Here is a 13,503-nt window from a genome sequence, read left to right as displayed (position 1 = left end):
AGCTGGTGGTCAGAAGCTGGTGGTCAGAAGCTGGTGGTCAGAAGCTGGTGGTCAGAAGCTGGTGGTCAGAAGCTGGTGGTCAGAAGCTGGTGGTCAGACGTGCGCGGGAGCCATCGCCGAGGCCAACGCGGCGAAGCCGGCTCGAAGCAGCTGGGCCTCGGCCGCCACCCGCTCGGCGTGCTGCATCTTCTCGTTGGTGTCCCCTGCGACACTCGCGAGGCAGAGCGACCCGGCCGCGACGCCGAGGGCTCGCGCCGCGACGAACAGGGCGCTCGTCTCCATGTCGGCGGCGACGACGCCCGCCTTCGCGAGGCGCTCGTACCGCTGGGACACGGGCTCCGCGCCGAGGCCCGTCTCGAACATCTCGGTGTAGAAGCCGTCGTACGAGGCGTAGATCCCCGACCGGGTCGGAAGCTCGGCCGCCTGGACGGCCGCTTCGAGCTCGCGGGTGAGTGCGAAGTCCGGCACCGCCGGGAACTCGATGGGCAGATAGCTCGCCGATGTGGACTCGCCGCGCACGGCACCGTGCGCGATCACGAACTCGCCGAGCCGCGTCTCGCCCAGGGTCATCACCGTGCCGAGGCGCACGAAGCGCCGCACGCCGAGGCCCGCCAGCTCGTGCAGGACGACCGTCGCGATCGGGGCTCCCATGCCGAACGCGCTCACGGTGATCCGCTCGCCGTCGAAGAAGCCGGTGGCCGTCGTGAGCCCGCGGTCCTCGTTGAGGATCACGGCATCCTTCATGAGCTCGGCGGCGAGGTGCACACGCCCGCGGTCACCGACGAGCACGGCGGATTCGCCCACGTCGTCCGGTCCGCAGCGCAGGTACCAGGCGTTGTTGATCGACATCTAGATGTTCTCCTTCGATGGGGTGTGAGTCAGTGGGGCCGCGGCCGATGGGCCGGATAGGGAGCGGCTGCGGAGAAGGTCCGCCGCAGCGCGGGAAGCAGAGCCGACGAGTGCCGCGATCTCCTCGTCGGTTCGGTCGCTGAGAGGACCCGACTGCGCGGTGAGGCCGGCGAGGGTCCCGATGAAGGTGTCGCCCGCGCCCGTGGTGTCGACGGCGGACACGGCATCGACGGGCACCGATCCGAGCCTGGCTCCGCCGTCCGGTGAGCCGAACGACCACGAGACACCGCGTGCGCCGTGCGTCTCGACGACGAGGGTGCCGGGGCGCACGAGCGTCTCCGGGCGTCGCCCGTCGAGGCTGAGGTACCCGCGCTCTCCGCTGCTGAAGCTGACGACGTCGGCACGGGCGAGAAGGCGCCGCACAGTGTGCGTCGAATAGGCGTCGTCGTCGTGCTTGACCGCCCAGACGAGGGTGACCTCATCCGCGATCATGTCGAGGATCTCGACGGTGAGCGGACGGGGCGACACGGTGAGCACGATGCACGAGCTTCTCGCGAGCGCGGCCCGTTGCTGATCGGTGAGGTGCTCCGGATGGCAGTCGGCGGGATCGAACAGGCAGATCGTGCCGCCGGTGGCCACCTCGATCAGCGTCGCGCTCGGTGAGCGGCTGCCGCTCGTCGCGATCCCCGCGGTCCCGCACCCGGAGGAGACGAGGGCCTCGCTCCAGGTGGAGCCGAGGCTGTCGGGTCCGACCCAGCTGACGGCTTCGACGGGTTCGCCCGTCGCGATCGCGGCGCGCGCGATGTGCGCGATCCCCCCGATGCCCGGGGTGACGCCGACGATGCCGCGACGCAGGATGCTGGTGGCGTCTATGCCCCGGAAATCGGCGGTCGACGTGCTGTAGTCCAGGCTCGCGTAGCCGACGATGGCCAGGGTCACAGGCTGGCCATCGCCTCGGCGAAGGTCGGCACCCGGCCGATGTAGCGCTCGATGTCCTCCAGGCTCGCCTCCGCGAGGTGCGGCCTGTTCGAGTTGGTCGTCTCCCGCGGCACCCAGACCTCGAATCCTCCGGCGAAGGCGTCCTGCGCACTGGCGCGGATGCAGACGTTGGTCTTCACGCCCACGAGGATCACCCGACGGATGCCCTGCTCGCGCAGCAGCAGATCGAGGTCCGTGGCATAGAAGGCGGAGAAGCGACGCTTGGGCACTTCCACCTCGCGCCCCGAGGCGATCGGCTCGAATCCGGGGACGTAGGCGGCGTCGCTGGCGCCGATCTGGTGATGCCGCGGGAGCTTGCCGAACTCGAAGTCCTCGAGACCGGGATAGTGCCGCTCGACGGCGTGGATGACGAGGGTGCCCCGCTCGCGGGCGAGCTCGAGGAGCTCTCGGATCGGGCCGAGCACCTCGGTCGCGGCCGGATAGAAGTTCGCCTCATCGGGGTCGAAGAACGACGCGATCACGTCGACGAGGACGAGCGCGGTGGGCACGCCGTCCGTGACCGGCTCGGCTTCGGGCACGTGCTCGTCGGTGTTGGTGGAACCGGTGTTGGTGGAACCGGTGTTGGTGGAACCGGTGCTGGTGGAACCGGTGCTGGTGGGATCGGTGTCGGTCATGGGTCAGCTCAGTGCTCGGGCGCCCCGATAGTGCTGACGAATGCCCGTGAAGGCCAGCACCACCACGACGGCGATGTACGGGAGGGTGGAGATGATGTCGGCGTTGAAGCCGCCGACCGTCTGCAGCCGGATCTGCAGGGCGTCGAAGAAGCCGAAGAGCAGGCAGGCGAGCGCAGTCGGCAGCGGCTTGGAGCGTCCGAAGTAGAACGCCGCGAGCGCGACGTAGCCGCGGCCGGCGGTCATGTTCTCGTTGAACAGCCCGACGGTGCCGAGGCTCAGTGCGACGCCTCCCAGCGCCGCGAGGGCGCCCGCCACGATGCCGGCGCCGTCACGGATGGCGAGGGTGCGCAGGCCGAGCGACGCGCTCGCAGGCTCCGATGCACCGGTGGCCCGGAGCCGGACGCCCCAGGTGGTGGAGCGCAGCAGCCAGGCGAGCACGGGCACCAGCACGACGCAGAGCCAGAACAGCGGGTCCTTCCCGGAGATCAGGGCGCCGAGGATGGGCACGTCGGCGACGCCCGGGATGACGAGCTTCGGCATCCGCTGAAGGCCGTCGACCTGCAGCGTGCCCGAGACGCCGAACACCGCACGGAGGACGTATCCGATCACTCCGAACATCACGATGTTGTAGCCGAGGCCCACGATGATCTCGTTGCCCTTGAGCCGGGTGATCACGAGGTTCATCAGCAGTCCCGAGAGCGCACCGGCGACCAGGCCGGCCAGGGCTCCGGCGGCCCAGTTGCCGGTTGCACCGCTCACGACGGCGCCGATCAGGGCGCCGAGGATCATGTGCGCCTCGAGGCCGATGTTGACAGTGCCGGAGCGACGGTGGATGGCGCCGCCGAGGGCGGCGAGCACGAGCGGCACCGAGAGGGTGATGGCGGAGGCGAGGAGCAGATCGATCACGGCCGCTTCCACTCGGCTCGGGCGGCGCGGAGTCTGCGCAGCTTGGGCAGGGTGAACACGGCGACGGCGAAGATCATCACCGTGCCCTGGAGCACATCGATGATCTGCACGGGAAGGTCGATGAACAGCTGCACCGTGGCACCCGCGGAGTTCAGAGCGCCGAACAGGATCGCGCCGACGAGGATGCCGATCGGATTGAAACGAGCCAGCAGCGCGATGGCGATGCCGGTGAAGCCGAAGTTGGCCGAGAAGCCCTCGGAGTAGCGGTGGACGAGTCCGAGCGCGTGCGAGCCGCCGCCGATGCCGCCGATGACTCCCGCCCCGATCAGTGCGGTGGCGAGCACGGTCTTCACCCTCAGGCCCTGCGCCGCGGAGAAGCGCGGGGCGCTGCCGACCGCGCGGAACTCGAAGCCGAGCGTCGAGTAGCGCATCCACACCGCGTAGGCGATGAGGATGACGAGCCCGATGACGAGGCCGATGCTGGTCTGGCCGGGCGGAGCGAGGGCCGGCAGCTCCGCATTCTCGGTCACGTACTCGGTGCTGGAGTTGGCCTGCCCCTTCGCGAGGAAGAAGCTCTGCACGCTCCAGCCCGCGAGGCCGGTGACGATGAAGTTGAACATCAGAGTGGTGACGACCTCGTCGACGCCCCACCAGGCGCGGAGAATCCCCGGGATCACGGCGACGAGGCCGCCGGCGATCGTTGCGCCGAGCAGGGGCAGGAGCACGGAGAGCACTGGCGGCACGTCCGCCATCTGCGAGCCGATGACGGATGCCGTGAGGCCGCCGAGGACGAAGCTGCCCTCGACGCCGACGGTGAATGCGCCTGCTCGATAGGCGAACGCCGCGGCGACGGCGGTGAAGAGGATCGGGGTCGTGGCGGCGAGGGTCGCGTTGATGCGGCTCGGGGTGCCGAACGCCTCGCTGAGTAGACGGCCGTAGACCTCGAGCGGATCGTTGCCGGTGACGGCGAGCACGAGGGCGCCGATGGCGAGCGCCAGCACGACCGGCACACCGGCGTGCCGAGCGACCCGACCGAGCGCCGTCGCCGCCCGACGGCCCACGGGCGTACTCGCTTCCGTGGGCTCCGGCGCGACGGGCGCGCCCTGGGTGGCGGTGCCGGTCATGCGTCCTCCCCTTCGACGGGCCGATCGTGGCTGGCGTGACTGGTGTGGCCGAGCATGAGCTCGCCGATCTCGGCGCGGCTGCTCTCGCCGTCGAGCACGCCGGCGACCCGACCTCGATGCAGCACGAGGATCCGATCCGACAGCTCTCTGAGCTCGTCGAGCTCCTCGCTGAACAGGACTACCGCGGCGCCCTCGTCGCGCGCGCGACGGAGCAGCTCGTGGATGTATCCGATGCCCTTCACGTCGACCCCGCGGGTCGGCTGGCTGGCGATCAGGACACGGGGCTTGCCGATCGTCTCCCGTCCGAGGACGACCCGCTGCTGGTTGCCGCCCGACAGCGACGACGCGGGATCCGAGGCGGAACCGAAGCGGACGGCCGCGCGGCCGAGGACCGCGTCGACGCGAGCGGCGACGGCGGAGGGACGAAGCCAGCCGGCTCTCGCCAGCTCCTTGAGTGCAGGGCTGGCGATCGAGTTGTCCGCGAGGGAGAGCCCGAGTGCGAGTCCCTCCTGCTTCCGATCCGCCGACACGTAGGCGAGACCGGCCCGGCGTCGAGCGCGCACGCTCATCCGCCCGATGCCCTGGCCATCCAGGCTGAGCTCGCCGGACGAGCTGGCGCGGATGCCGATCAGCACCTCGGCGAGCTCCTCCTGGCCGTTGCCCGCGACCGCCGCGATGCCGAGGATCTCACCCGCTCGTGCCTCGAAGGCGACGCCGTCGAGGCGCGTCACGCCGCGGTCGTCCACGGCACTGATGGCGTCGGCATGCAGGACGACCGTGCCGGGATTGCCGCGGGTGGTGGGCCGGTTCGGCATCTCGGAGTCGCCGACGATGAAGGCGGCGAGGCCCGCCCTGTCGATCTCGCCCGGCTCCAGCTCGGTGATGGTGCGGCCCGATCGCAGGACCGTGATGTGGTCGGCGATGCTCAGCACCTCGTCGAGCTTGTGGCTGATGAAGATGACCGTGCGACCGGCATCGCGGAGCGACGAGAGCAGACCGAGCAGCTCGTCGGCCTGCACGGGGGCGAGCACGGCGGTCGGCTCGTCGAGGATGAGCACGTCGGCGCCGCGGTAGACCAGCCGCAGGATCTCGACCTGCTGCTGGATGGCGATCGAGGTGCGCGCCGCGGAGGCGCTCCAGTCGATCGCGACTCCCACCGACCGAGAGAGCTCCTCCGCCCGCTTCTGCGCGGCCTTCCAGTCGATCCGGCCGAATGCGCCGGGCTCCTGGCCGAGGACGAGGTTCTCGAGCAGGCTGAGCTCGGGGATGATCGCGAGCTCCTGCTGGACGAGTCCGATGCGCCGCTCGATGGCGGCACGGGGGCTGGAGAGCAGGATCTCCTCGTCGTCCACGATGACGGAGCCGGCATCGGGCTGGTCGAGCCCGTAGAGCATCCGCATGAGGGTGCTCTTGCCCGCGCCGTTCTCGCCGACCACGGCGTGCACCGTGCCGGGTCGGACGGTCAGGGTGACATCGACGTTCGCCCGCACCGGCCCGAAGGATCGGCTGATCCCCCGCGCTCCGATCCGGCAGCGGACGGCTGCCGGATCGGAGGAGGGAAGGCGCTCTGCACGTGCTGTGCTCATGCGTCGCGGCTCATCTCGTGATCCCTCGGGTCGGTGTCGGACGGTGTGCGGATGGTGGTGCGGATGGTGGTGCTGGTCGGGCTACTGGCCGCTGTAGTAGTCGGGGTAGCCCTGCTCGACGACGTTCCAGACCTCGATGTCGCCGTCGATGATCTGCTGCTTGAGGTCGGCGATCTTGTCGATCGTCTCCTGGCCGATGGCGTCCTTCGTGTTCGCGAAGTCGGACAGGCCGACGCCGTCCTCGGCGAGGCCGAGGTTGAGGGTCTCCCCGCCCGGGAACTTGCCGTCCTTGTAGTCCTTCAGGAGGGTCTCCATGGCGACGTCGGTGCGCTTGAGCATCGTCGTGAGCACGAAGCCCGGAGCCACGTCGTCCTGGTTGGCGTCCACGCCGATGGCGTAGTGGTTGCTGTCCTCGGCCGCCTGGATCACACCGGCGCCCGTTCCGCCGGCGACGGCGTAGACGATGTCGGCACCCTGGTCGAACATCGACTGGGCCAGCTGCTGGCCCTTGGTCGGGTCGGCGAAGTCGTTCGAGTACGCGGTGAGCACCTTGACGTCGGGATCGGTGTCGCGGGCACCCTGGATGTAGCCGACGAGGAACTTGTCGATGCCGGCGCTCTGGGCGCCGCCGATGACGCCGATCACCTTGTCGGCGTTGATCTTCGGGTCGCTGGTGTTGCTCGTCTGGATCGCCGCGAGCGCGCCGGCCAGGTACGAGCCCTCCTGCTCCTGGAAGAGCACGGATACGACGTTGTCGCCCGTGGCCTCCGCGTTGACGAGCGCGAAGTCGGTGTCCGGGTAGTCGGCGGCGACCTTGGGCAGGATCTCCGCGTGCGAGTACTCGAGGTCGATGACCAGGCCGAGGCCCTCGTCACCGGCGCGGCGGAGGACCTGCTCGCCCTGCCCGACGATGTCGTCCGACTCGATCGGGGTGCCCTCGAGGCCGTTGTCCTTCAGGCCCTTCTGGTAGCCCGTGTAGGCGTAGTCGTTGTACGACTCGTCGCCCAGGCCGCCCTGCGCGACCACGAGCGCCGTCGGGGCGAGGCTGTCGCCCGTTCCGCTGGTGCTGCCGGCGTCGCTACTCGTCCCGCCCGAGCATGCGCTCAGAAGCAGCAGCGAGGCCGCCGCCGGAACGAAGACCAGCGCGTGTCGTTTCTTCAAGGTTTCCTCCGTGGTGTGTTGGCGCGAATGTGATGTGGTACAGGTACTTCGTCCCGAGGTATCGGGCTCGGACGACCTCGATCAGCCGTCCATCGGCGTCCCGTGAGTTGCGGACGACTTCGATGAGCGCGACGCCCTCCTCGACACCGAGGAGGGATGCATCGTGCTCGTCGGCGTTGATCGCGCGGAGCGACTCCTCGCCGGAGGTGAGGTAGACCCCGTTGTGCCGGAGGGACTCGTAGAGGGAGTAGCCGCCGTCGGCCGCGGCCGGCTCGTCGAGTCCGATCGACTCGGCGACATCGGCAGGGATCATGGCGCGCTGGATCCCGACGGGCTCCTTGCCCACCGTGCGGAGTCGCTCGATCCGCACGAGGCTCTGGTCGGACAGGAGCGGCTCTGCGTCGAAGGCGGATGCCGGGCGGTCGCGATCGCCGCTCGCCAGGACCTCGAAGGAGAGCAGGGTGCTTCCCGGCACCAGGCCGAGGCCGTGCACGTGCTCCGAGAAGCTGGTGAGCTCCGGGAGCTGACGCTCCATGGGCCGCGCGTTGACGAAGGTCCCGCGCCCCTGGCGGCGAGTCACGACGCCCCGCTCGAGCAGGGTGTCGAAGGCCTTGATCACCGTCGCGCGGCTGAGCCGGTTCTCCGATGCGAGGACCGTCTCGCTGGGCAGGAGGTCTCCGGGCTTCAATTCCTCCCGTGCGATGAAGCTCTCGATGGCTCGCGCCAGCTGCACATACAGGGGCTCTCCCCCGCGTGCGTGATCGAGTTCAACTCGCATGGCCCCAGATCCTCATCGCTCGGATGACCGCTTGTCCGGTCAAGTACACGCTATGCGTCCCCGCGAGGTCAAGATCCCCATTTCACGAGAGCGTTACGGGGCGAAATCTGATGTTTACAATCGGCGAGCCCGGACGGTGATGGCGGCGCATGCGAGACGCCTCTTTTGCCGCATCGCCCTGTCACGCCTCTCCCGTGACGCCTCCCCGTGACGGTGGCCCCTCCTATCCTGAGCAGAGGACAAGGAGGCCCCATGGTCGCAATCTCCGTCGCCGGCGAGGCGACCCGATGGGTGCGCGCCGAGCGGGCCGTCGCACGGGTGAGCGTGCAGCACGAGAACGAGGATCGCGCCACTGCGGTCGAGGCCACGGCGGCGGTGCACACCGCACTCGCTCGCGAGGCCGAGTCGCATGTCGAATCTGGGGCGGCGACCCGCTGGCAGACCGAGCAGCTCTGGGTGTCGACCATCCAGCGCTACGTCAAGGACTCCGACACGACCATTCCCATCCAGGTCGCTCGGGTGTCGCTGATCGTCCGCTTCGCCGACTGGGACGCGCTCTCCGACTGGGTGACCGATGTCGCGAGCCGCGAGGGAGTGAGCATCGACGGCATCGACTGGGTGCTCACCGAGGCAAAGGAGCGAGCAGTCCGCTCCGCCGTCCGCGTGGACGCGGTGCACGACGCGCGCGCCCACGCATCCGCCTACGCAGGGGCGATCGGGCACGAGCGGATCAGCCTCGAGGCCATCTACGAGCCGGGCCTGCGCCCGAACGGTGGATCCGAGTCCGGCGGCGGGCTGGCCAGTCCTCGGATGATGAAGGCGTCGTTCGCCGACAGCAGCGCCACCATCGAGCTCACCCCGCCCGAGCTCGAGGTCTCCGCATCCATCACCGCCGACTTCATCACCACGTGACCACTTCGATCCAGCGGGAGCAGCGGTGAGGCTCCCCCGAGGCGCGCAGGTCGCGCTCGCTGTCGTGCTCGTGGCGGTCGCGGCGTGGTTCGTGCTCTCGAATGCGGATCGGGAGATCACGCCGACGCCCGGGCGCGCACCCGTCACCATCCCGCAGAGTCCCGCCGCCGGATCGGGGTCGGACTCCGATGGGTCGGACTCGGACGGCTACGGCTCCGCCACCGGCCTGATCGACCGGGTTGTGGATGGCGACACGGTCATCGTCGACATCGATGGCGAGTCGGATGACGTGCGGGTGCGGATGCTCAATGTCAACGCGCCGGAATCGGTCAAGCCCGACAGTCCGGTGGAGTGCCTCGGACCGGAGGCGTCTGCGTTCACGAAGTCGCTGCTGTCCGAGGGCGACGAGGTGACGCTCGAATTCGATGCGGAGCGCTACGACCAGTACGGGCGCACGCTCGCCTCGGTGATAACCGCCGACGGCGAGAACGTCGGCGTCGAGCTCGCTCGGGCCGGCCTCGCCCGAGCGGTCAGCTATGACGGCAACGAGCGGTTCCGACCCGCCGTCGACGACGCGATCGCGGAAGCCCGAGCGGATCGAGTGGGCCTGTTCGACCCGGCGAACGGCTGCTGAGGCCGGATACTCGGACCAGGCTCACGCGGGCACGTGAAGAGCTCCGCGGCACGCGATCTTTCGCGTGCCGGTGCGTCTTTCGCGTGCCACCGTCCGACGGCTACGCCCGGAGCCAGGCGACGGCCTCGTCGCGCTCGGCGACCTTGAAGACGCGCACCTCTATGGGCGCCATCTTCGCGCCGGCGGCGATCATCATCCGCAGCAGCGACTTGTCGGTCAGCACGGCGGAGCGGCCGAGCTTGCGCAGCAGCTCCTCGCCGCTCAGCTCGTCGATCAGCGACTTCGAGGGCATCCCGCCGTCCTTGCCGATCTCGACCAGCAGCTTCGCGGCGCCGTGGGCGGCAACGGTGCTCGCGAGCTCGGTGCGCAGGCCGTCGATCTCGGCCGGTGTCAGACCGCCGTTGTAGACGACGCTCACGATGTCGCTGTCGGGCAGCGTGGTCCAGCTCAGCATGCGGTCTCCCAAGGTCGGTCCGAGTCTGTCGGGTGGTGAGCCGGAGAACCTGAATGCCCGGCTCGGTCGCAGTCGCTCGGGTGAGAATGGCGGGGTGCCCCGTCGCCCGCCTCTCCCCCTGCTCGCGGGGCTCTGCGCGGTCGGGATAGCCGCGTCGCTGATCGGCATCACCCAGACGCGGGATTCGGATGTCTCCTCCGCGGCAGGCGAGGTCGTGCGGACCGCGATCGTCGCACCCTCGGTCGCGCTCTACACGGACCCGAGCGCACGAGAGCCGATGAACGGGCCGACGCCTGAGCCGGCGACCCTGATCTACTCGGCGGCTGACGCCATCGGCTGCACCGCTCTGGTCCTCGACGACATCGCGGCCGGTTACACGTCGACCACGGCGAGCTGCCTGCTCGACGGCGAGCGGGTCCGGCTCTACGAGTTCCCGACGGCCCAGGCCTACTCCTCCTTCATCAGCGAGCTGAACCGTGCCGGTATCCAGGGGCTGGGCTTGATCCGCCGCGGGCCCGTCGTCTTCGCCCCCGGTCCGGGCGAAGCGCGCGCCGCCGTCAGGGCTGCTCTGGAGGAGACGGCCGCCACGCACTGAGTGTGACTGCGCTGCGCGGCCGGCCTCAGCGGCTGATGGCCTCGTAGATGCTGCCGCTGTGCGAGCCGGTCACCCGGGCGTGCAGGGCGTGCGCCTGCGATTCGGACAGGTTCGCCACCACATCGCAGGCCGCCCGCTTCAGCTCGGCATCGCTGCCCGACCCCGATGCGAGGATCGCGGACGCCCACGGCGGCAGCAGAGTCGGATTGCTCGCTGCGACATCGCAGAAGTAGTGGAACAGCACGGTCACGATCCTGCGCTGACCCTCCTGCTGCGCCGCGAGCGACGGGGACTCGATGACATACGTCCAGGTGAGGCTCTTCAGCAGATTGAGCTGGTCCTGGTACCCGGAGTCGAGCACCGCGATCCCGTCCTCGATGCCGATCCCGCTGACGAACTGATTCGTCTTCAGCGTCGAGTAGCGCGTCAGCAGCGACGGGCCCGGCATCTCGGTCGGGAACTCCTTGAACAGGACCGTCCGCGCGATCTGCTCGCAGGAGTCCCACTCCGCTTCGGTGTACTCCTTGTCCTGCTCCCGCCAGCGCTCGAGGGTGCGCTCGAGGAACCTGTCCTGCGACGGTGCATCCCGAGCGAGCCGGTCGAGCGGCACGAAACCGGCCCGGTAGAAGTCCTCGAGGTCGTGGATGGCGTAGGCGACGTCGTCGGCCCAGTCCATGATCGCGGCCTCCGGGGTCTGCTCGTCGACGCGATCCGCTGCGAGGCCCTCCCGCGACCAGTCGAAGACCGCCCGGTCGTCCTCGTAGCTGCCGTACTTCCGGTGCCGCTTGCCCTCCGCCGCCCGCAGCCACGGATACTTGGTCAGGCCCTGCAGGCTGACCCGGGTGAGGTTCAAGCCGCTGTGATCGCCGGAGTGCGTCGCCAGCCGGGTGATCACGCGGAACGATTGCGCGTTGCCCTCGAAGCCGTCGGCGACGGGAACCGGCCCGGTCCGCATCAGCTCGTCGAGCTTCTCTTCGGCGATGTGACCGAACGGCGGATGGCCGATGTCGTGGGCCAGAGCCGCGGCCTCGACGGCGTCCGGATCGACGTCATGACCCTCGCCCTGCAGGCGCTCCGCGATGCGCCGTCCGATCTGGGCGACCTTGAGCGTGTGGGTGAGGCGGTTGTGGAACAGCTCCGTCTCGTGGCTGCCGACGACCTGAGTGACGGCAGCGAGGCGGCGGAACTCCGCGGTGTAGAGGATCCTGTCGCGATCCCGCTGGGTGGGTGTTCTGACGTCGGGCGGATTCTTCGGCAGATCGCCGAAGATCCGCTCGAGGCGTGCGCTCACGCGGAGGCGCTGGCCGATCCGGTGGCGACCGCGCGGTCGACAGCTGGGCCGGCCGCGCGGTTCTGCAGTGGGACGTCATGCAGGGTGAGGTTCCCGCGGGAATCGGTGGTGATGACGCCGTGGCTCATCAGGGTCCAGAGCGCCTCGCGCACCAAGGAGTCGGGCTCCTGCTGCGACGCCGTGTCGACGACCGTCGCGAGGACGCCGACGCTCTGAGACCCGAACGCCTCGATCAATGCCCGCTCGGCCGGCTCGAGCCGCTCGCCGTCGATGGTCGGAAGCGTGTGCGGGACCGTCGTCGCCATCGTGTCCCCCAGGACTCGTGCTCGGGTGGGTCCCGAACGGAGCACCAGTGTCCCATTCGTGACCCGGGGCGCGCCAGCGATTCCGCCATCTCGGCGGGAGCGGGTCACGCCTGGAGCTTGGCGACGACCGCGTCGATCCGACGGAGCCGGGTGTCCGCGGCCTTCGCGCCCTCGACGGAGGTCACATGCGCCTTCTGATGGCTCGGCGCGAGCTTCGTGAACGCCTCGGTCAATCCGTGTCCGGCGAGAGCGGCGGCGAGATCGTCCGGAACCGGAGTCACCCGCGGCTCGGTGTCGAGGCTCAACGTCACCTCGATCGGATCGTTGCCCTCGATCCCCGTCTCCGCGCGCTTGTCAGAGGAGAACGCGATGAGGAAGCGCTCGCCCATCCGCGCCACCGTGCTGCGGTACGCGTAGCCGTTCACGGTGACGTTGACCGCTGGACGCTTGCCCCCGCCGAGCTGATCGAGCATCTCTTCGGGCACCGGGACTCCGGTGTTGCGGCCGGTGAGGTGCATGGTGGTGCTGTAGGTCACAGAGCCGTTGGACTGGGTGGATTCCGCCATGCCGGAATTCTGGCACGCGGGTGGACCGACCTCCGCGACCAGCGGGCTGCTCGTTGGTCGAGTAGGCGCGCCAGCGCCGTATCGAGGCCGCCCGGGCGTCAGGCCTTGGCGCGGCGGCGGTCCTCGTCGGTGAATGCGGCGGAGCGGCCACGCTTGCGGCTGGAGATGTAGCCGCTCGCCATGAGATTCACGTTGGTCGTGCCCTCGCTGGTCGCGGCGAACTCCAGAGAGCTGTCGGCGCAGAACCCGAGCTTCGAACCCGCCAGCACCGCGTCGTGATTGGCGCCGAGGAAGACGAAGTCCCAGTCGTAGACCGACTGCTGGCGCTGCACGAGCAGCTTCACGTCGTCGCCCGACCAGACCTTGCTGGAGTTCTCCATCCCGTCCGTCGCCACCACGACGATGACCGTGCCAGGTCTGGCCGCCTCGTCGAGCGCGGCGAGATCGGCCCCGAACTCGGTGATCGCGGCTCCCAGAGCATCGTTGAGGGCGGTCATCCCACGGGGCTTCAGCCAGACCTCGACGTCCGCCGGATCGGCCATCCGGTGGGTGGTCTTCACCTCGTCGTCGAACAGCACGACGCTCACCGTCATCCGACCCGGTTCCTCTGCCTGCTCGCGCAGGAGCGCCGTGAGGCCGCCCACCATGTCCTCGCGGATGGCTTCCATTGAGCCGCTGCGATCGATGACCAGCAGCAGAGCCGTGTAGTCCGAGTCGGTCATGGCAGCT

16 protein-coding genes are annotated in these 13,503 nt (G+C 69.4%); 3 read left to right on the top strand and 13 right to left on the bottom strand.

Annotated elements, in window-relative coordinates:
- Nucleotides 1-93: 93 nt before the first annotated feature.
- The 8 genes from E6C64_RS02355 to E6C64_RS02320 all read right to left on the bottom strand — a co-directional run bounded on the left by E6C64_RS02355 (nt 94) and on the right by E6C64_RS02320 (nt 8,017).
- Nucleotides 94-849, bottom strand: a complete 756-nt coding sequence (locus E6C64_RS02355; RefSeq protein ID WP_136425997.1) for a nucleoside phosphorylase — start codon at nt 847-849, stop codon at nt 94-96.
- Complete coding sequence (locus E6C64_RS02350) at nt 850-1,788, bottom strand: carbohydrate kinase family protein (protein WP_158437705.1); 939 nt, start codon at nt 1,786-1,788, stop codon at nt 850-852.
- Nucleotides 1,785-2,462: a cysteine hydrolase family protein gene (locus E6C64_RS02345; protein ID WP_136425995.1), complete on the bottom strand. Its 678-nt coding sequence runs from the start codon at nt 2,460-2,462 to the stop codon at nt 1,785-1,787. Before E6C64_RS02345 ends, E6C64_RS02350 begins: the two co-directional genes overlap by 4 nt.
- Nucleotides 2,463-2,465: 3 nt before the next feature.
- On the bottom strand, nt 2,466-3,368 hold the full coding sequence (locus E6C64_RS02340; protein WP_136425994.1) for an ABC transporter permease: 903 nt from the start codon (nt 3,366-3,368) through the stop codon (nt 2,466-2,468).
- Nucleotides 3,365-4,492 (bottom strand): ABC transporter permease, encoded by a 1,128-nt coding sequence (locus E6C64_RS02335; protein ID WP_136425993.1) that lies wholly within the window; start codon nt 4,490-4,492, stop codon nt 3,365-3,367. Before E6C64_RS02335 ends, E6C64_RS02340 begins: the two co-directional genes overlap by 4 nt.
- Entirely contained in the window at nt 4,489-6,078 is a 1,590-nt protein-coding gene (locus tag E6C64_RS02330; RefSeq protein ID WP_136425992.1) for an ABC transporter ATP-binding protein, read from the bottom strand. The genes E6C64_RS02335 and E6C64_RS02330 overlap by 4 nt, the downstream gene beginning before the upstream one ends.
- Nucleotides 6,079-6,159: 81 nt before the next feature.
- On the bottom strand, nt 6,160-7,239 hold the full coding sequence (locus tag E6C64_RS02325) for a BMP family lipoprotein (RefSeq protein ID WP_136425991.1): 1,080 nt from the start codon (nt 7,237-7,239) through the stop codon (nt 6,160-6,162).
- The gene (locus tag E6C64_RS02320; protein WP_233255414.1) at nt 7,157-8,017 is read right to left on the bottom strand and encodes a GntR family transcriptional regulator; all 861 of its coding nucleotides are present in this window, start codon (nt 8,015-8,017) and stop codon (nt 7,157-7,159) included. Before E6C64_RS02320 ends, E6C64_RS02325 begins: the two co-directional genes overlap by 83 nt.
- Before the next feature lie 252 nt (nt 8,018-8,269).
- Here E6C64_RS02320 and E6C64_RS02315 point away from each other — a divergent pair, with 252 nt between their 5' ends.
- Entirely contained in the window at nt 8,270-8,929 is a 660-nt protein-coding gene (locus E6C64_RS02315; RefSeq protein ID WP_136425990.1) for an SIMPL domain-containing protein, read from the top strand.
- Nucleotides 8,930-8,954: 25 nt separating this feature from the next.
- Nucleotides 8,955-9,563 carry a thermonuclease family protein gene (locus E6C64_RS02310; protein ID WP_136425989.1) on the top strand — a complete coding sequence of 203 codons (609 nt, stop codon included), beginning with the start codon at nt 8,955-8,957 and terminating at the stop codon, nt 9,561-9,563.
- A gap of 100 nt (nt 9,564-9,663) precedes the next feature.
- On the opposite strand, the gene E6C64_RS02305 is transcribed toward E6C64_RS02310, so the two are convergent.
- Nucleotides 9,664-10,017, bottom strand: a complete 354-nt coding sequence (locus E6C64_RS02305; protein WP_158437704.1) for a SpoIIAA family protein — start codon at nt 10,015-10,017, stop codon at nt 9,664-9,666.
- Nucleotides 10,018-10,111: 94 nt separating this feature from the next.
- On the opposite strand from E6C64_RS02305, the gene E6C64_RS02300 reads away from it, so the two are divergent.
- Nucleotides 10,112-10,612, top strand: a complete 501-nt coding sequence (locus E6C64_RS02300; RefSeq protein WP_158437703.1) for a hypothetical protein — start codon at nt 10,112-10,114, stop codon at nt 10,610-10,612.
- Between the two features lie 25 nt (nt 10,613-10,637).
- Here the strand turns inward: E6C64_RS02300 and E6C64_RS02295 are convergent, their stop codons facing one another.
- The 4 genes from E6C64_RS02295 to E6C64_RS02280 form a co-directional block, all read right to left on the bottom strand.
- Entirely contained in the window at nt 10,638-11,903 is a 1,266-nt protein-coding gene (locus tag E6C64_RS02295) for a deoxyguanosinetriphosphate triphosphohydrolase family protein (RefSeq protein WP_158437702.1), read from the bottom strand.
- Nucleotides 11,900-12,208, bottom strand: coding sequence for a hypothetical protein (locus tag E6C64_RS02290; protein ID WP_136425985.1), 309 nt, complete (start codon nt 12,206-12,208; stop codon nt 11,900-11,902). Before E6C64_RS02290 ends, E6C64_RS02295 begins: the two co-directional genes overlap by 4 nt.
- A gap of 104 nt (nt 12,209-12,312) precedes the next feature.
- On the bottom strand, nt 12,313-12,774 hold the full coding sequence (locus tag E6C64_RS02285; RefSeq protein WP_199240934.1) for a YdeI/OmpD-associated family protein: 462 nt from the start codon (nt 12,772-12,774) through the stop codon (nt 12,313-12,315).
- Between the two features lie 98 nt (nt 12,775-12,872).
- Entirely contained in the window at nt 12,873-13,496 is a 624-nt protein-coding gene (locus tag E6C64_RS02280) for a vWA domain-containing protein (protein WP_136425984.1), read from the bottom strand.
- Nucleotides 13,497-13,503 lie beyond the last annotated feature (7 nt).

The organism is Naasia lichenicola (assembly GCF_004801885.1).
GTDB classification, from domain to species: domain Bacteria; phylum Actinomycetota; class Actinomycetes; order Actinomycetales; family Microbacteriaceae; genus Naasia; species Naasia lichenicola.
The sequence above is the reverse complement of the archived record's forward strand: the minus strand, read 5'-3'. Positions and strand labels throughout refer to the sequence as shown.